This window comes from Sutcliffiella halmapala, assembly GCF_050107295.1.
Taxonomy (GTDB): domain Bacteria; phylum Bacillota; class Bacilli; order Bacillales; family Bacillaceae_I; genus Sutcliffiella_A; species Sutcliffiella_A halmapala_A.
The window spans coordinates 181,446-199,735 of record NZ_JBNIKR010000001.1 but is presented as its reverse complement, the minus strand read 5'-3'; the positions used below and the strand labels follow the sequence as shown (position 1 = coordinate 199,735).

20 protein-coding genes are annotated in these 18,290 nt (G+C 43.8%); 10 read left to right on the top strand and 10 right to left on the bottom strand.

What is annotated here, in order from left to right:
* The first annotated feature begins 186 nt into the window (after window positions 1-186).
* From ACQCT5_RS01035 to ACQCT5_RS01005, 7 genes are all read left to right on the top strand, one after another.
* Window positions 187-903, top strand: coding sequence for a cytochrome c biogenesis CcdA family protein (locus ACQCT5_RS01035; protein ID WP_499638008.1), 717 nt, complete (start codon window positions 187-189; stop codon window positions 901-903).
* 24 nt (window positions 904-927) lie between these two features.
* Window positions 928-1,515 carry a redoxin family protein gene (locus tag ACQCT5_RS01030; protein ID WP_499638005.1) on the top strand — a complete coding sequence of 196 codons (588 nt, stop codon included), beginning with the start codon at window positions 928-930 and terminating at the stop codon, window positions 1,513-1,515.
* 16 nt (window positions 1,516-1,531) lie between these two features.
* On the top strand, window positions 1,532-2,662 hold the full coding sequence (msrB, locus tag ACQCT5_RS01025; protein WP_499638002.1) for a peptide-methionine (R)-S-oxide reductase MsrB: 1,131 nt from the start codon (window positions 1,532-1,534) through the stop codon (window positions 2,660-2,662).
* A gap of 40 nt (window positions 2,663-2,702) precedes the next feature.
* The gene (locus ACQCT5_RS01020; RefSeq protein ID WP_499637999.1) at window positions 2,703-3,470 is read left to right on the top strand and encodes a response regulator transcription factor; all 768 of its coding nucleotides are present in this window, start codon (window positions 2,703-2,705) and stop codon (window positions 3,468-3,470) included.
* Window positions 3,467-5,179, top strand: coding sequence for a sensor histidine kinase (locus ACQCT5_RS01015; RefSeq protein WP_499637996.1), 1,713 nt, complete (start codon window positions 3,467-3,469; stop codon window positions 5,177-5,179). Before ACQCT5_RS01020 ends, ACQCT5_RS01015 begins: the two co-directional genes overlap by 4 nt.
* A gap of 158 nt (window positions 5,180-5,337) precedes the next feature.
* Window positions 5,338-5,883, top strand: coding sequence for a PadR family transcriptional regulator (locus ACQCT5_RS01010; protein WP_499637991.1), 546 nt, complete (start codon window positions 5,338-5,340; stop codon window positions 5,881-5,883).
* A 2-nt stretch (window positions 5,884-5,885) separates the two neighbouring features.
* Window positions 5,886-6,386 carry a DUF4188 domain-containing protein gene (locus ACQCT5_RS01005; RefSeq protein WP_499637988.1) on the top strand — a complete coding sequence of 167 codons (501 nt, stop codon included), beginning with the start codon at window positions 5,886-5,888 and terminating at the stop codon, window positions 6,384-6,386.
* A gap of 169 nt (window positions 6,387-6,555) precedes the next feature.
* On the opposite strand, the gene ACQCT5_RS01000 is transcribed toward ACQCT5_RS01005, so the two are convergent.
* From ACQCT5_RS01000 to ACQCT5_RS00985, 4 genes are all read right to left on the bottom strand, one after another.
* Window positions 6,556-7,209 (bottom strand): phosphotransferase family protein, encoded by a 654-nt coding sequence (locus tag ACQCT5_RS01000; RefSeq protein ID WP_499637985.1) that lies wholly within the window; start codon window positions 7,207-7,209, stop codon window positions 6,556-6,558.
* Window positions 7,210-7,322: 113 nt separating this feature from the next.
* Window positions 7,323-7,874, bottom strand: a complete 552-nt coding sequence (locus tag ACQCT5_RS00995) for a thioredoxin family protein (RefSeq protein WP_499637982.1) — start codon at window positions 7,872-7,874, stop codon at window positions 7,323-7,325.
* A gap of 128 nt (window positions 7,875-8,002) precedes the next feature.
* Complete coding sequence (locus ACQCT5_RS00990) at window positions 8,003-9,253, bottom strand: MFS transporter (protein WP_499637979.1); 1,251 nt, start codon at window positions 9,251-9,253, stop codon at window positions 8,003-8,005.
* An 80-nt stretch (window positions 9,254-9,333) separates the two neighbouring features.
* Window positions 9,334-10,401, bottom strand: coding sequence for a DmpA family aminopeptidase (locus ACQCT5_RS00985; protein ID WP_499637977.1), 1,068 nt, complete (start codon window positions 10,399-10,401; stop codon window positions 9,334-9,336).
* Window positions 10,402-10,579: 178 nt separating this feature from the next.
* Between ACQCT5_RS00985 and ACQCT5_RS00980 the strand changes: the two genes are divergently transcribed.
* Window positions 10,580-12,610, top strand: coding sequence for a S9 family peptidase (locus ACQCT5_RS00980; protein ID WP_499637975.1), 2,031 nt, complete (start codon window positions 10,580-10,582; stop codon window positions 12,608-12,610).
* A gap of 227 nt (window positions 12,611-12,837) precedes the next feature.
* Here ACQCT5_RS00980 and ACQCT5_RS00975 read toward each other — a convergent pair whose 3' ends face one another.
* The 4 genes from ACQCT5_RS00975 to ACQCT5_RS00960 form a co-directional block, all read right to left on the bottom strand.
* Complete coding sequence (locus ACQCT5_RS00975) at window positions 12,838-12,978, bottom strand: hypothetical protein (RefSeq protein ID WP_499637973.1); 141 nt, start codon at window positions 12,976-12,978, stop codon at window positions 12,838-12,840.
* A gap of 250 nt (window positions 12,979-13,228) precedes the next feature.
* Window positions 13,229-13,714: a methylated-DNA--[protein]-cysteine S-methyltransferase gene (locus ACQCT5_RS00970; RefSeq protein ID WP_499637971.1), complete on the bottom strand. Its 486-nt coding sequence runs from the start codon at window positions 13,712-13,714 to the stop codon at window positions 13,229-13,231.
* Complete coding sequence (locus ACQCT5_RS00965) at window positions 13,695-14,612, bottom strand: DNA-3-methyladenine glycosylase family protein (protein WP_499637969.1); 918 nt, start codon at window positions 14,610-14,612, stop codon at window positions 13,695-13,697. The genes ACQCT5_RS00970 and ACQCT5_RS00965 overlap by 20 nt, the downstream gene beginning before the upstream one ends.
* The gene (locus ACQCT5_RS00960; protein WP_499637966.1) at window positions 14,609-15,184 is read right to left on the bottom strand and encodes a bifunctional transcriptional activator/DNA repair enzyme AdaA; all 576 of its coding nucleotides are present in this window, start codon (window positions 15,182-15,184) and stop codon (window positions 14,609-14,611) included. The genes ACQCT5_RS00965 and ACQCT5_RS00960 overlap by 4 nt, the downstream gene beginning before the upstream one ends.
* 368 nt (window positions 15,185-15,552) lie before the next feature.
* Here ACQCT5_RS00960 and ACQCT5_RS00955 point away from each other — a divergent pair, with 368 nt between their 5' ends.
* A complete protein-coding gene (locus ACQCT5_RS00955) occupies window positions 15,553-15,996 on the top strand; it encodes a CHRD domain-containing protein (RefSeq protein WP_499637963.1) in 444 nt (147 codons plus the stop codon).
* Window positions 15,997-16,068: 72 nt separating this feature from the next.
* On the opposite strand, the gene ACQCT5_RS00950 is transcribed toward ACQCT5_RS00955, so the two are convergent.
* Entirely contained in the window at window positions 16,069-16,464 is a 396-nt protein-coding gene (locus tag ACQCT5_RS00950; RefSeq protein ID WP_499637961.1) for a VOC family protein, read from the bottom strand.
* A 72-nt stretch (window positions 16,465-16,536) separates the two neighbouring features.
* Window positions 16,537-17,463 carry a VanW family protein gene (locus ACQCT5_RS00945; RefSeq protein ID WP_499637958.1) on the bottom strand — a complete coding sequence of 309 codons (927 nt, stop codon included), beginning with the start codon at window positions 17,461-17,463 and terminating at the stop codon, window positions 16,537-16,539.
* A gap of 171 nt (window positions 17,464-17,634) precedes the next feature.
* Between ACQCT5_RS00945 and ACQCT5_RS00940 the strand changes: the two genes are divergently transcribed.
* Window positions 17,635-18,261: a hypothetical protein gene (locus ACQCT5_RS00940; protein ID WP_499637954.1), complete on the top strand. Its 627-nt coding sequence runs from the start codon at window positions 17,635-17,637 to the stop codon at window positions 18,259-18,261.
* The last annotated feature ends 29 nt before the right edge of the window (window positions 18,262-18,290 follow it).

Genomic DNA, 18,290 nt, shown 5'->3' with positions numbered 1-18,290 from the left:
GGTAAGGCAATGTGTATAAGGGTCATAAATTATAATTTTAACTGGGTACCCTTGTTTAGTTGGTCGCCCTGCAACTCATGATCATTTCATAGAAAATGCAAATATTATTGGATATTCCGTGAAGGCGCTGGTCGATATAATGGAACTACATATTTACAAAATATCTTGTCTATGGAGGTGATTACTATGGCGGAACATCTGTTTCTCGGCGGCGTATTTGCTGCGGGGCTGCTCTCCTTTTTCCATCCATGTATTTTTCCACTTCTGCCTGTGTACATCGCGTACTTGTCCGGAGCTAATGCTGCGGACCATGCAAATCCGACTGCAATCCGTTTGGGACCAATTCGGCTACAGCCGGTACTTTTGCTAAGGACACTATTGTTTGTGCTTGGCTTGTCGACCGTGTTCATGATGCTCGGATTCGGTTCAGGTGTATTTGGGAATCTGGCTACAAGTCCACAGTTCATTGCCGTCTGTGGCGCAATTGTGATTGTATTTGGCATCTATCAGACAGGTCTTGTCAGATTGCCATTGCTTGAAAGAGAAAAGAAGCTTTCACTGAAGCGCATCGACAAAGGGGGATACTTGGGAGCTTTCTTGCTTGGCCTGACGTTCAGCTTTGGCTGGACACCTTGTATCGGCCCTATTCTCGCTTCCATTTTGAGCATTGCGGCCGGTGAAGGGTCCCCTGCATATGGCAGCTTTCTAATGTTCATTTACACAATAGGGTTTGCAATTCCATTTCTTGTGCTGGCAGTTTTTTCGGATCAGCTGCTTCAGAAGCTGAAAAGACTAAACAAATATATGGGAATCATCAAGGTTTTGTCCGGCAGCATTCTCGTCATCATGGGTATTCTTCTGTTCACCGACCAGTTGAATGCGATTGTTACATGGTTTGAATAATCTAAATCTTTGGAGGGATAATCGATGAGAAAACATGTAATACTTTCTGCACTATTCCTTGCCACCCTTATTGTATTAGGTGCTTGTGCACCGAAGGAAGATATAACAGGCGGGGCAATGCAAGGGGAGGAAATGAAAAATGAAGAAATGGTCAAGGATGGCATGGAAAACGATCATAAGGCAATGAACCAGGGAGAACCCGCACCCATGTTTTCCTTGAAGGATTTGAATGGAAATGATGTGATGCTGTCCGATTTTAAAGGGGAAAAAGTTTATGTCAAATATTGGGCTTCCTGGTGCAGCATTTGTCTTAGCGGTCTTGAGGATTTAGATATGCTTGCAGGAAAGGAAAATGGTTTTCGTGTCATCAGTATTGTCACTCCTAATTACAAGGGGGAGCAATCAGCGGAGGATTTCACAAAATGGTTCAACAGCCAGCCTTATGATCATATGACGGTGCTGCTCGATCATGAGGGCGTTTGGGCGAGGGAGTTCGGGCTGAGAGGGTACCCGAGTTCCTACTATATCGGATCTGATGGTATTCTTGCAAAATCGTCCCCCGGCCACGTAGATAACGAAACCATTACGGCACGTTTTGAAGAAATCCATTAAAAGGAGGGAAACTTTCATGCGGGGCTTGTTCCTTTGTGGCATACTAGTTGTTATCTTAGCAATATCCCTATCGCTCTACTCAAGTATGCAGAGCGCGCAGTATGGCAGTCCGACTGCAGGAGATACACTATTGACAATGAACGATTCTAGCAAACTTCCTGCCAATCCTAACGACGATGTCGATTTTTCAAACAGTAAGCTTCATGATATCTATCTGGCTGGGGGCTGCTTCTGGGGATTGGAAGCATATATGGCGCGAATCTACGGAGTCTATGATGTTACTTCGGGTTATGCGAATGGGCAGGGGAAAGACCCTTCCTATGAAGATGTCACTAGAGGTGATCGCGGTTTTGCAGAAACGATTCATGTACAGTATGATCCGGAGCTGGTTTCGCTGGAGAAGCTGCTCAAGGATTATTTTCTTGTCATCGATCCTACAAGTGTGAATAAGCAAGGAAATGATACTGGCATACAATATCGGACAGGAATTTATTATACTAATGAAGAAGATTTAGAAATTATTCAAGCTGCGGCATCAGATATAAAACTTCAATATTCGAAAGATATCGTTACGGAAATATTGCCGCTCCATAACTATTATCTGGCCGAGGAATACCATCAGGACTATCTGGAGAAAAATCCAGATGGATACTGCCACATCGATTTGAATGTCTTGGACGATCAAGAAATTGTCATTGCGGCATCACAATATCCGAGGCAAAGTGACGAAGACTTGAAAAAGAAGCTGACAAAAAGCCAATATGCTGTGGCAGTGTTAAACGATACAGAGCGGGCTTTTTCCAACGAATACTGGGATAACTATGAACCCGGCATCTATGTGGATATTGCAACCGGGGAGCCTTTGTTCACGAGTAGCGACAAGTATGACTCTGGCTGCGGGTGGCCAAGTTTTACGAAACCAATTATCCCGGATGTCGTGACCTATCAAAAAGATATGAGCTTCGGTATGGTTCGCACGGAGGTCCGCAGCCGTGCAGGTGATATCCATCTCGGCCATGTATTTGACGATGGGCCTCCTGATCTCGGAGGCAAACGTTATTGCATCAACAGCGCATCGATTCTGTTTGTTCCATATAACAACATGGAGGAACTGGGCTACGGCTACTTGAAAAAGACAGTAGAATAAGAAGCATACGTTGAGATTGGTAGAAAGGAGCGAAGAGCCGATGTTTAAATTGTTGATTGTGGAGGATGAAGAATTGATTCGAAAAGGGATTGTCCAATTTGTCCCTTTCCAGCAGTTGCATATTTCCGAGATTTTCGAAGCCAGTGACGGAGTGGAAGGACTTCGGCTCTTCGAAACGGAAGCGATTGATCTTATTCTGCTCGATATTAATATGCCGAGGATGAACGGACTCGACTTTGCACGCAAGGCCAAGGAGCTTCGTCCACTGGTCAAGATCGCCATTATTACAGGGTACGATTATTTTGACTATGCTGTTGCCGCATTGAAGCTTGGTGTAGATGATTTTGTCATGAAGCCGGTCTCCCGTAAGGATGTCACCGAGGTGCTGTCCAAGCTGGTAATAAAGCGGAAGAACACCGAGCTTGAAGCCGAGGTTTATGAGACAATTTCTTCCTTTAAATCCAAGACGGACTCTAATGACAAGAACGGGTTGAAAGGAGAGATTTCCCAACTGATCGAACTGAACATCAGCAATCCGGACTTTTCCTTGTCGTATCTGGCTAAAGAGGCCGGCTTCAGCACCGGTCATATGAGTGGAGTGTTCAAGCGTCTATTTGCCGTTCCTTTTCAGGAATTTATTGTGTCGCAGCGGCTCGATCGTGCGAAGCTTCTACTGCTGACCTCAGACAAGAAAATGTACGAGATATCCGAGGAAGTCGGCTTTGACAATCCGAATTATTTCAGTACCTCTTTCAAGAAAAAATATGGCTGCTCTCCCCTCCAGTATCGTGAAAGGGTTACCGAATGATGGGCAGATGGCTGAAATCACTCAGTGTACAAATTTCCCTCTTCACGATGCTGATCAGCTTGGTGACGATCATTGTTCTCGGAATCATCGTATATATTGGGAGCTCCCAGGTAGTATTGCAGGAATCAATCCAAACATCCAAAATGTCAGTCGAGAAAGGCAGCGCCAGCGTCAGCATGTACATTGAACGGCTGGAAGTACTGTCGGAGCTGTTAGCCAACAACCCTTCGACAAGGTTGGCGCTGGCTTCTGCCGATCGTTCGGGTGAAAGCGATTTACTTACATTCATAAGCAGTATTCTTGATTCGGAACCAAATATTCAGTCGGTCATTGTAATCGGACATGACGGTTATGTCATCTCCAATGAGAAAAACCTCAACATGACCCTTTCCTCTGATATGATGCAGGAGCATTGGTATACGGCAGCATTGGAAAATCGCAGCATTCCGGTGCTTACCTCGGCACGCATGCAGAAATTTTCCATGGACAAGGATAATTGGGTGATCTCCATTAGCCGGGAGGTCCTGGACGATGCTGGCAAGCACCTCGGTGTTATACTCCTGGATATTCAATATAAGGGGATTGAAGCGGCGTTTTATGATCTTATGCTCGGTGAAGGCGGTTATTCCTACATTCTGAACAGTAGCGGAGAACTTGTCTATCATAAAGATCCGACCTACTTCATGGACGAAAAAAAGGAGAAGGAACTGTTGGAGATAGCTGAATCGAAAGAAGGTTACGACCAGAAGCGGAACACACTTGTCTATAAGACAAACATCCGCCATTCCGACTGGACGCTTGTAGGAGTCAGCTCACTGGACGGTCTGAACCAAATCCGAAGCCAACTGCTTGGCACCATTGCTGTAATCGGTATTGGTCTCTTCGTTCTGGTTCTTCTGGTGACGCCATGGATTGCAAAGCGCATCACAAACCCCATTCATCGATTGGAGAAAGCGATGCAAGAAGTGCAGCACGGTATCCTCGATGTGGAAGTCGATGAAAAAGGAATAGCCGAGGTACAACGCCTATCACAGCACTTTAATGTCATGACGAAGGAAATAAAACGATTGTTAAAGGACATTGAACAGAAGGAGAAAGATCTACGGTCGTACGAAATGAGCGTTCTGCACGGGCAGATTAACCCTCATTTTCTCTACAATACACTCGACACAATTGTCTGGATGGCCGAATTCAATGATAGTGAACGAGTCATTATGGTAACAAAAGCACTCGCCAAGTTTTTTCAGTTATCGTTAAGTGGAGGAAACGAATTTACAACTGTCGAGAATGAACTGAAGCATGTGGAACAATATTTGATTATTCAAAAGGAACGGTATGGAGAAAAGCTAACCTACACAGTCGAATCCGACTCATCTATCGCAGAGGTGATGATTCCAAAAATTATTCTCCAGCCGCTCGTAGAGAATGCGATCTATCATGGGATACGGGAAATGGCCGGAAACGGGTATATTCATATTTCAGCCCAGACTGAAAAGAGCAATATTGTCTTTCGGATTAAAGACAATGGCATCGGCTTCGATCCGGGTAAACTGGCTCATCCAAATACAGAACAGCGTATGCGGCTTGGGGGAGTTGGGATTCGCAATGTGGATGAACGGCTGCAACTCTATTACGGAAAAGAGTACGGTGTGTCGGTGGAGTCCGCACCAGGAAACGGGACAACCGTTGTAGTGACGATTCCACTTTAAAGGAAACGCGGTAGGATGGAGAGGCCTCTGGATGGAAGGTCTCTCTAATTTTGTGCTGTTTTATTCTTTTTTATCGAATTGTCTGAACCAGTTATTGACAGAACCCCTCCGATATATCACAATGATATATATCGGAAAGATATATGGGTGGTGTCATTATGACAAAAGAAAACACGCAGTTTGCCATTCTCGGACTTCTCACAACCGGCTGCAATACCGGCTACTCCATAAAACAGATGATGGATGGAAGTTTAACTCACTTTTGGAAAATCAGCTATGGACAGATCTATCCCATTTTAAAGAAGCTTGTAGATCAAGGATACGCTTCTGTACGTGATACTCCACAGGAAGGAAAGCCGGATAAGAAAGAATATCAGATTACCAATATGGGCAGGGATGCACTTAGAAAGTGGCTCGAACATCCCATCAACGAGCTCGAAACAACCAAGAACGAGATGCTGTTAAAGCTGTTCTTCAGCAGGCATCAGGAAGCTCAGGTGACAATCGGGCACATACGGCAATACCAGGAAAAGCTAGAGGAACGGTACAGCACCTACCATACCATCAAACGCAATATATCAGCGCGTCACATGAGCCAGACAGATGCCATGTATTGGATTATTACATTGGATTATGGATTAGCTACAACCAAAGCCGCCATCGATTGGTGTGGTAAAACGATATCAAAACTCAAGGGGGAGTAGCAATGGGGCGAAAAATCTATCCTGGTCGTTTTACAGTAGAAAATGGAACGGATATTGTCGTATTCACCATCGGGATGAGGATCAATAAATGGTGGGCCATCCATAAATGGTTTCCAGTCTTTCTGACGATGCCAGCCATGATAAAAGAGCTGTACACAAATAAAGAACTTGGCTTCCTGTCAATGGAGAGCTTTATCGGATTCCGCACCACCTTCATGATGCAATACTGGCAATCGGAACAACAACTCTTTGCCTATGCCCGTGGACAAAAACACCTGAAAGCCTGGAAAGATTTCAACAAAAAGGTCGGCAACAACGACGCAGTCGGAATCTATCATGAAACCTACCTTGTCCATAAAGGGCACTACGAATCCATCTACGGAAATATGCCCACATTCGGTCTGGGGAAAGTGTTCGGAACGGTACCGGTAACAGCAGCAAGAAAAACTGCGGCACAACGGCTTAAACATGAAGATCTCACTGGTAGGGCGGAAGTAGATTAGGATTGTTCAGGGGGTTTGGACTTTAGCGCGGCTTACAAAGTAACATTCCCCCCTTTTGGAGCAATCACTAAAATATTTCAATAGATTATGCCATTATAATCGCCATCAGCCGCTCCTCATCCTCCGTCGCCACATTCTCCGCCAACCTCGCCGCTGCCAAAATCGGTGCCTAAGCAAAAATCTCCCCTTTGCTGAGCCCGCTCTTCTCGCTATATATCTTTACATACAACTCTGCCAATTCCTCAGAAACCTGAGAATAAAGCAGATAACTCCGATACACATCCGCACTTATATCCCCGGAACTCGCATCGACCCAGTCAATGATCGTGATCCCGTCATCCGTCTGAATCAGGTTATAAAAGTGAAAATCCCCATGGCAGAGCTTGCTTTCAAAAGTCATCGATCCCAACTTCTCCAACAATGCAGCCTTCACTTCTCCACCCAGACAACCAACAGACTGAATTTGACGCGTAAGCTTCTCCTTCATAGGTTCCATTGAATCTATCTTTATACTATGTATCTCTCTTTGAATATCAACGGATAGTCCCATATAATACTCCGCTTGCTCTCTATCTTCCATCACCAGCTGCCCTAGGGTCTTTCCTTTCACATACTCCATCACAAGCGCATGCTTGCCTTCTATCTTGGCGACCTCCAACACTTTTGGCACTCGAAGCCCTGAATCATAGGCAAGCTGCTGCTTATTCGCCTCATACTTCGGTGCTGAGGCAGGTAAGTGTTCGCGGAAAATTTTAATCACTTTGTTTCCATGAAGATAGATGGCGGCGGTGTTGCCAGTTGCGATCGGCTTTTCATTGATCATGAAACATTGCTCCTTTTTTTAGTCGAATCCACTTCATTATCCTGCATGAACCTGCTATACCAAATGATGAAACCCTGCCTGATTGTCATACAGGCAGGGTTTTTGTGAAGAGCTTAAAAGATTTCTTTAAGCTTCCCTAAAATGCTATCGGAAACAATGTTCCATAAGGAGGGATCCTTTACATACGATTCTTTTAATTGTTTAAAAGCTGTAGCTTGCTTTTCTTTAAAGTCAGGTGCATCTGCAGGTGGAAGGGTAGCTTTGACTTGATCCACCATTTCCTGTAGGGCCGCTGCTCTTGGTCCCCAGACAGCAACCTCTTCACCCTCTTGATTGATAAAAATAAATATTGGAATCGAACGGGCTGTTCCATTCGTCAAATACTGATCCATCAGCTCCAAATTTTGATCTCGAAGGATAAAGCGGACATCCATATCGGCGGCATCAGCAATTCTCATCAAGATGGGATTATTTAAAAGCGCATCCCCGCACCAATCCTCCGTCAATACAATGACTCTAAGCTTTTGGCTTTTTAAATCCTCGGCATTTTCTTCATGAAGGGAAAACTTATTAAAAATAGATTCCATTTCTTCCTTGTTTACTGCCATACCTTCTACATATTGTCCATACGTAAGTCCACTATCAAACCAGTCATTCAAATTCATTTCCAGCACCTCACATCAATTAGTACTACTAACGTATCAGATATTGAAAAATTACACCTAGTAAAATGCTCTAACGAAGCACAAAAAAATGGGACAGTTACATAACCGCCCCAATTTTCCTTCATCCTCTATACCTTTAATTCCTCCGCTACAGGTTTTCCCGCTTCCATCAATACGCTGTTTCGCCCTAAAAGAACCGCAAGGATAATGATCAATACTCCCGTTCCAATTAATAGCCATTCAATTGCGATAAAATCAGCTATTGGACCGAATATCAGCATTCCAAGAGGCATCATGGAGGTGGAGATCATCCCAAACACGCCAAATACCCTGCCCAGATAATCCTCTTCCACTTTCTCCTGCAGCAAGACAGTGGCAGGGGTATTGAATATTGGCACGGCAAGACCAAACAACGTCATGAGTCCTAAGTAAAACCAGAACTGCGGCACAACGCCGAGGGCAAACGTACAAACACCCATCAGAACACTTGCTAGACCCATCGTTTTCACCTTGTTGGAAAATCCGCCCCAAGATGCAATTACCGCTCCCCCTACCATCATGCCAATGGAAAAGGCAATTTCAATTGCGGTAAGCCGCCACACATCCTCGCCAAAGCTGCGTGTTACTTGTAACGGTGTCAAAAAGGCTGCTGGCGCCATCAAAACAAAGAACACCGCAAAGAATAGGAAAAACTGCTTCAGAAAGGCATTTTGGTTCACATATCGTAATCCTTGCTTGAAGTCATTGAAGTAGCTGGTTGTTTGTTTTACAGATGCCTTTTCATGAACGGCGATATTCAAAAAGGTGAACAGTGTAAAGATTGCAATGACTGCAGTTACGACATCGATAAAGAAAATAACCTCAATCGAAGTCAACGCCAAGAGTGCTGCACTGACCATCGGAGAGACGAACATGATAATTGCGTGGATACTGCCATTTATTCCGTTTATCTTCGTCAGTTTATCCTTTGGCACAATTTGTGGCAAAATGGCCCCTACAGCCGGCGTCTGAATTCCTGTTCCAAAGGCCCGAACCGCCGCCATCACAAAAAGCAGCCAAATCGAATCAAAGCCCATTAAAAAGAGAACTGCAAGAATCAGTGTTGCAATGGCAATGAGACTGTCCGCAAGGATGATCAGCATTTTTCGGTTATAGCGATCTGCCCACACTCCCGCAACAGGCGATAAAATAAAGGACGGGATGAAGCCACAAATGATGAATAACGTCATCATCAAACCCGAACCAGTTGTGAGCGTTATGTACCACATGATGGCATACTGAACCAAGGACGAGCCAAATAAGGAAATCGTCTGGCTGCTAAGAAAGAGGATGATATTCCTCAGCCAATTGTCCTCAATAATGTTCTTTACTTGAGTCATAGCTTACCACTCATTTCTACAAATAATAGTTGCTCCACCTACATTATAAACATCGCATCGCCTGCTCACACTTGTTTTTATCACTGAATTAAAGAAAGAGTAAACTCCTCGATTAAATCCTTTAATGCCGGCCGCACATTACCATCCCGTCCCACCACAGACTCTGCGGTAACAAGTGAATTCAAAATGGCCTCTTCCGTCGCTTCCCCCACTGCCCGGAAAGCAAGATCGATACTATCCTCATGAATCATCTGCAATGATAGGCAGTGCTCCGGTTTTTCATGGGGGATCCTGGTGGCAGTGGAGAAGCCTATGACCACTTCGCCACTTCCGGTTGTAATGATGGAACCTGTCCTCGATAACCCGGTGACGGACCGCTTGATGATTCGATTCAGTTGCCTTTCCGATACCGGGAGGTCGGTTGCAACGATTATCATGATGGAGCCTTCATCCTTATCCTTGTAAGACTGTTCCATTGCATCTGCCAACTCTTGGCCAACTGCCTTGGCATTAATCCTGAGATCCTCCAATATCCCAAAATTCGTTAACACTAGAACACCCATTGTGTACTTTCCATGTTTCATTTCCATGATCCGAGATGCAGAACCGATGCCCCCTTTCATGGAGTAGCAGAGCATGCCTGTCCCAGCACCTACCGCTCCCTCCTTGAATTCCGTTGAGGCATTCTCAAGTGCTTGAAGAACATGCCCCGGCTTCACGAACTTTCCCCTTATATCATTCAAAAACATATCGTTGCATTCTCCGACGATGGGATTGACGGTTCCAGTTGTCCGGCCGATTTCCGGGTTTCGCTCCAGCGTATAGTCGATTAACGCATCTGCAGCGATCCCGACATTTAAGGTATTGGTCAGAATAATGGGCGTTTCCAATGTGCCCAGCTCCGCCATCTGAATCGTCCCCATCGTTTTTCCAAATCCATTGATGACATGGCTTGCGGCAATCAGTTTTTCTTTGAAGATGTTTCCTTGGAGTGGCAAAATGGCTGTTACTCCTGTTTGCATTTCCCCATCACTGAGCGTCACATGGCCGACAGTCACTCCTTCTACATCTGTAATGGCGTTATAACGCCCAGGCTTCATTCGGCCAATTCGGACGCCGTAATCCCGTATTCTCTTTTGATTGTGCATCGAATCACTCCTGTCAGCTAGATTATTCTACTTACTTTATTCGACAAGGATTTTTAAAATACTTCTATTTGCAGATTCTATTTTTATAAAATACTGAAATATCTAAAATTAATATTTTGTTTCGCCTCACGAAATGTTATGATAGACTCATAGATTGTCAAAAATGGAGGTATGTACAATGACGAAACGTCCAATTACAGCTGAAGACCTATGTAAATTCAAGTTTGTCGGAGATCCGAAAGTGTCTCCAAACCAGGACAAGGTTGCTTATGTCCTGACTCAGGTGGATAAGGAGAAGGATGGCTATTATTCTTCCATCTATATTTCTGATTTAAAAGGTGAAGGCAGACAGTTTACGTCCCATTATTCCAGAGATAGCCTCGTAAAAGATGTGGCTCCGAAGTGGTCACCGGATGGAAAGGCCATCGCCTTCCGCTCCAATCGTACAGGGAAGAATCAGGTTTGGCTTTTACATACGGACGGCGGCGAAGCTGTTCAGCTGACAGACGTCAAGCAGGGCATCGGGGATTTTGTCTGGTCTCCAGACGGAAAGCAGCTTGCACTCACCATCAGCGGCGAATTGAAGCTTTCCACTGATAAGGAAGAGAATAAAGAAGAAAAAAGCGATGTGAAGGTGATTACAAGACTTCGCTATAAAGGGGACGGCGTTGGGATCTATAATGAGGATCGCAAGCATGTGTACCTTTACGATATCGATTCAAAATCCTATACGAAAATCACCGAAGGCGAGTATGACTTTGGGCAACCCCGTTTCACTCCGGACGGAAAAAACCTGTTCTATATCGGAACAAAGGCAGAGGACAAAGAATGGGGCTACCTCCCTGCAATCTGGAAATATAATATCGAAGCAAAAGATGAGTCTCTTTTCTATCAGGCAAACGGCTATGTAATGGCACCTTCTTTTTCACCTGACGGCAGATGGCTGGCAGTGGCAGGTCATGACCGCGGCGAAAGAAGCCAGGGGAATGCGAATGTTCTTCTGATTAGTGTAGAATCCGGCACAGTCAAAAATCTGACGGAAAGCTTCGATTACACAGTTGGAAACCTCGTTGGTGTCGATGCAAAGTATGACACGGCAGAGCCAAGATTGGTCTGGGACGCAAACAGCGCGAATATCTTCTTCCATGCTACAGTCGGTGGCGATTGCCAGCTGTTCAAGGTCAGCCTTGAAGGAGAGGTTTCAGCCGCGCTATCTCCGACTGTCGGAGTGGTCACTTCCTACGATATCGTAAGTGACAATCAAGCAGTATTGGTTCTTGCTACACCTCACTCCACAGGGGACGTGGTAGTGCAGGACCTTAATGATGTGGCAAAAGTAGAGAAGTTAACAGATTGGAACGAAGCACTCTATGACGAGGTCCATTTAAGCACACCGGAAAACTTCAAGTACCCTAGCACAGATGGCAAGGAAATCGAGGGCTGGATCCTTAAGCCTTATGGATTTGAAGAGGGCAAAAAATATCCGATGATCCTCCAGATCCACGGCGGCCCGGCAACAGCCTATGGAAACGGCCTGCACCATGAAATGCAGCTGATGGCATCCAAGGGCTATGTGGTTCTATTTACAAATCCACGAGGCAGCCACGGCTATGGCCACGACTTCGTAAATGCGGTCATCGGGGATTACGGCGGCATGGATTATGAGGATATCATGGCAGGAGCAGACTACGCCCTGGCAACTTTCAACTACATCGATCACGACCAGCAATTCGTGACAGGAGGAAGCTATGGCGGCTATATGACCAACGTCATCGTGACCCGCACCGACCGTTTCAAGGCAGCCGTCACCCAGCGCAGCATCTGCAACTGGCACAGCTTCTATGGAACAAGCGACATCGGCTTCTTCTTCACCGAATGGCAGCACGGACATGCAGATCTATGGGAGGATGCAGTAAAACTGCTCGAAATTTCCCCACTCCACCATGCGCGTAACGTCAAAACACCGACACTGATCCTGCATAGTGAACAGGACTTGCGTTGTCCGATGGAGCAGGCAGAGCAATGGTATATCGCCTTGAAACGTTTAGGTGTTGATACCAAGCTGGTTCGCTTCCCGGATGAGAACCATGATCTTTCTCGTTCCGGTAAGCCGAAGCACCGCTTGGAGCGCTTGGAGCATTTGATTGGGTGGTTTGATGAACGATTGGTTCAACAAGAGGTTAAGGAGACAGTTGGTTCTGCGGAATAAGCGACGGACTGTCTACGATTCCATAAAAGCAGGACGGGAAAATTGATTGTTTTCCCGTCCTGCTTTTTAATATGAGTTTTTGGTGGCCTGTGGTGGGGGTGTCAGAGCTGTCGAAATTTGTCACATCCTGCGAATTGCGCATAAATAGGTATTTTTTCACCGTAAAATCGGATTTGTGTGCGCAAATTGAAATTTTTCACCGTATAACCATGGTTTTTCTGCACAAATCAAATTTTTTGTGCAGTATACATTTTTCTGCCCCCGCCGACTAACCGCAAACCTGACATTCTCCACGCCACTTGCACTTTTTTGGTTACAGGCAAGCTTTTCACTACATTTTTTTCAATTTTTCTACCAATAACCAGCAAAAATTCCTCCCGAAAGCTAAAAACTGACAGCCAACCATGATACCAATGATTTTGAAGAGTGCGACAACCAAAATAAGTCCCTGCACTCGACCAAGTGCAGGAACCTTTCTACCTTAATCCTTCTCCCTCTCCAATTGCGTGTCACGAATGTTCTTCTGTATCGTGATCGCTGCAAATGAACAAACGCCATTGCATAGGAAGCAAAGAGACGGTTCTCTGCTTCCAATGCAGAGAACCGTCCCCTTGTGTGTTAGTCTTTATGAAAAGTCCTTTCATGATTCAGGAGCCATTCTTTTCTCCATAAACCACCTGCGTAACCTGTTAATGTTCCATTTGAGCCGATAATTCGATGACAAGGAATCACGATAGTTAACCTGTTTCTACCGTTTGCACTTCCGACAGCTCTGATGGCTTTTTCATTGCCTATTGAAACAGCAATATCTTTATAGGATCCCGTTTTGGCGCAGGGTATTCCTTTTAATGCGTTCCACACTGATTTTTGAAAGACCGTTCCCTCAAATATGTATGGGAATGTAAATTCACTCCGTTCCCCTTTAAAATACTCATCAAGTTGATTCCAGCAAAGCTCTAAAACCTTTGGTGTGTCATCTTGAATAGGATTTACTTTTCTATCCCGCTCGTCAAACATGATCGAACAGATAGCTTCTTCTGTTCCCATTATTTCAAGAACCCCAATCGGTGATTCGTAATCAATTTTATGTAGCTTGTAACTCATATAAGGACCTCCATAGATAAAAGGTGGCATACGCTTGCCAACCTTCCCAAGTTGTTGACATTTTCACAATTTCCTCGATTGTCGGTTTACGTTCAAGCCCCAATTGTTGCTTTATTGCCTGATGAAGACCGACATCAGCTACCGGAAAAGCAGTGGTATGGTGTAAGCATTTCATCATCACATAATCAGCCGTCCAAGCTCCAACACCCCTGATTGCCATTAAAGATTTTTTCACTTGCTGATAATCTTGTTGTAGCAAAGCTTCTTTTGTTAAATGACCACTTGTCATAGCTTTAGCTACTCCAGTAATATATTCAGCCTTCCTGGATGTAAATTGGAGTTTTCTTAAATCAGCTATTTCTATATGTGCTATTGTTTCAAAATCAGGGAATAACCAGTAGGTGTTTCCTTCAAAAATGAGACATTCTCCGAAGTGTTCAACAAATCGTTTTTTTAACGTATAAGCAAATGTTAAATTGATCTGCTGCCCAATAATCGCCCACGTCAGCGCTTCAAATAAATCAGGAATGCAAATAATCCGTAAGCCACGATATTTATGTACGATTTCCTGTAAAACCTCATCTATATCAGCCATGTCATAAAAATTCCCCAGCTCTTGATTCATATCAAAGTATTCCCATACATAGGATGCCGCTTTTTCACGTACTCCTGGAGTTGGGCTACTGATTGGGAGATCGACTCGAATGAAATCTTTGGTGTCCCAAATTTTCAACAAAACCAATTCGCCATCTATTTTTATCAGTTTATAAAAATAACCATCTCTTATTTGATGTAATACTTCTTGCTCAGACCTTCCTAAAAACACAAGACACTCCTCAAAATTGAAATCCACCGGTGGATGAATGTCAATGTAGGAGCCATTATCGATCCAATTCAATGCTGTTTCTCCTCTCTTATCAGTGCTCGATATTCACTAGGTGAACAATTTCTCAACCGGCGAAACACTTTATAAAAATTGGAAGGAGTTTGAAATCCAACCTCATAGCAGATTTCAAGATTCGTTCGATCTGTGGTTTTTAGAAGATGCGCCGCCTTATCAATTCTGATTTTCTCCAGATAGGAGCGAGGAGTTTCGGAAGTTGCCTGTTTAAATTGCCGCTCAAGATAATAGGCACTTACACCTGCGTGATCCGCGATATCCTGTAATTCCAGCTTTTGTTTATATTGATTTACCAGGAAGGAAATGACCTTTCTGACAAGTTCAATATGTGGAGAATGATCTGATTTCGGCTGGCATCTTTTGCAGGCACGAAAGCCAGCCTTTTCCACTTCATTGATGTCGTAGTAGAATTCCACGTTTATTTTCTTCGGTTTCCTCGATCTACAGGAAGGACGGCAGTAGATTTTGGTGGTTTTCACTGCCGTAAAAAATAGCCCATCATAGTTACTGTCACACGCAATAATCTTCTCCCACATTTCTTCAAAAGAAAGATTTATACTAGCGGCCATATCTGTTCCCCGTCCTTCCTGGATTAATGGATGCTATTTCTTTTAGCTCTCCTTCTTATATTTTATTTTAACAAGTCATGAATAGCCACATCGACCTCATTCTTGCTCTTATGGTCTTTAGAATTAAAAAAGAGAAGCAATTTTCAGCTTCGCTTCTACTAGACAATTCTTTCTAAACTTGGACTATTATTAGAAAGCGAATCCTCTGAATTTGTCCGAATGACTTAGGAACTTTTCCGCTGGTCTCTACCCGTTCCCATACATTCTATCCCATTCTCTTAATTTTTCGCTTCTTCTAGATTCTATAACTATACATACCATTTCTACTTACATAAACTATAGAAATTGCAGAAAAGGAGGTGAAAAATATGCTGAAATTCTTTTTTGCTAGATTGAGAGGAGCAAACGAAGTCCCCCCAGTTCAAACATTAGCATTTGGCACTGCAAAATTTGTAGCAAATAAAAGTAGAGATAGATTAAAGTTTTTTCTGTCAGTAAATAATATTAGAAATTTTGTTCAGGCACACATTCATTTTGGTGAGCGTGGAGAAAATGGACCTGTAATAGCATTTCTTTTTGGCGCAGACTTGGAAACACTAGAGGAACAAAATGGTATTTCTACTTTTGGAGGTGTTGTTACAGGAACGATCACAGATGATGACATCGTACCAAATGATGTCGGTATCAAAACGGTAGAAGATTTAATAAAGTTTATGGAAAAAGGGAAAACGTATGTTAATGCTCATACCGAGCAAAATCCCGCTGGTGAGATTAGAGGTCAAATTAATCCAGTGAATCTCCCACTCGGTTAGTCTTAGAAGGATAGAAACAAAGGGTCGGTTCTCTGCTTCCCAAGCAAAGAACCGTCCCCTTATTTTTTTTACCTATTTCGCATTCTCATCCGGCTGATGAACGCCAAATACATTTCCTTCCGTGTCCACATAATACCCTTGCCAAGCCATTCCAGGAAGGGCATACTTCGGTACGGCCACCTTGCCGCCATACTCGAGAATCAGTTTCTCTGTTGCTTCGTAATCACTCACGCCCATCGTGCAGGAATATCCATTCATAGGCTGATTGGCTTCAGGAGCAGGACCTCTACGCTGCATCAGGGCACCGTTGACCCCCGGCTCATTCGCATCACCCGTTACTGCACCGAAATAAGGCAATCCTGCATAGTCCGTCCAATCCTCAAACTTCCAGCCGAACACCTCACCATAAAACTTCATTGCACGTTCCATGTTGTCTACATGGACTTCAAAATGTACCAGTCTTCCCATGTTAATCCCCCCCCACTAGTTCATATTTTCTTCACTAGAAGTATTCTTTTTATAGAGAGGGATATCCTTCTTTTACTGGAACATGTATTTCTCTATATTAATTTCCTTTGGTAATTGAGAGTCGGCACTCGGAACTACTCTTGGTTCATAATTGATAACATCAGAAGAGTAAAGCTTCACTATCATGGTCCCCCCATATCGTTTTGCTCGAATCAATATCGGTTGATTGTATTGGTTTTGAAAACGAAAGTCAGGTCCATACCAGCTTACCGTTGCATCACGTCCTGATGGAACATAAGGCACATTCCGGCTATGGGAGTAGCGCTCGACAATTTTTAGGCCGGCACTATCAGCAGCATTAAACAATGTGGATGAAACCTGACAAATCCCTCCGCCTATACCTTCAGACAATTCCCCTCTAACAATGATCGGAGCACGCAGGTATCCCTTCTCAAGCGTTCTTTTGCCTACCACCTTGTTAAAAGAAAACGTCTCATTTGGGAAAATAACATGATTGTCTATTGCTTCTGCTGCAAGAAATATATTATGAGACCGACTTTTATTGTACGAATTAAAATATGTAACATATTGACCGATCTGTTTGATTCGAATATTGGCAAGCAGCTCACTATCAACCTTTGGATAAATCTCCGATAGTGGCACTTCCATTTCTACAGGGCCATTGCTATAAAAGTATTCATAAAATCTTTCCTTGAATGCCCTTCGATTTAATTTGTAGCCTACCTTTTCTGGAGCGATTCCCCCTTGATCGTTTATCACCGCATTTTGTGGAGCACGAAATATTTTCTGATCCAGCGTTTCAATAAATCCTTCATATTTGCTATCGTTGATCATCGGTGTTCCTGGTAGCGGCATCCTGAAATCCTCACGATCTAAACTAGTAATTTCCTGCCCTTCTTGCGTGATAATCAAGCTATTATCTGCATGTTCGACAGGATGAGCCAATAACAAAAGACCTGCTAACCAAATTTGTATCATCAGTCGCTCTACCTCCCTGGATTAGTATGGGCAAGAGAAGATGCTTTCATGTAACTAAGGCGGGGGACAGTTCCCTATTTCCTTTATTTTCCCTTGTGAAAATTATTGCAAGAAAATGTATGAGACGTTACACTTGTTAAGGAATTTTTACAAAATATAGGGGGAAATGATATGAAGAAATTATGGTTCATGATGTTGTTGGCTGCAATGTTGGTGCTGACTGCATGTTCATCTGATAAAAATAAAGAGACAGCGGCATCCGAAAAGCCTAGTGCTAAAACGGAAGAAAAAGAGGCTGCAGAGAATAAAGAAGACGCAGCCAGTGTAGACAAGGGATTATTTAATGTTGAAGTAACCATTCCCGCATCCATGTTCGAAGGCGAGAATGTTGATGAGGTAGTTGCTGAAGCAGAAACTGAGGGAATTAAGGCTACAAAAAACGATGATGGTTCTGTTACCTACAAGATGAGCAAAGCACAACACAAAGAAATGCTGGCAGAAATGAAACAAAGTGTTACAGAATCCATTGAAGATATGAAGAACGGGGAAGATTATGTATCCATCGAAGATGTCACATTCAACGATAATCTCTCAGAATTTACTATGATCGTGGACAAAGCTGCTTTTGAAAACAGCATGGATGGGTTCGCTACCTTCGCATTAGGCGTCGGTGGCATGATGTATCAACTATATGATGGTGTAAATCCTGAGGATAATAAAGTAAAAATTGTGATTCAGGACAAGGAAACGGAAGAAGTATTCGACGAATTCGTATTCCCTGATGATATGAACGAATAATTCTTACTGGAGCATGCCAAAAGGCATGC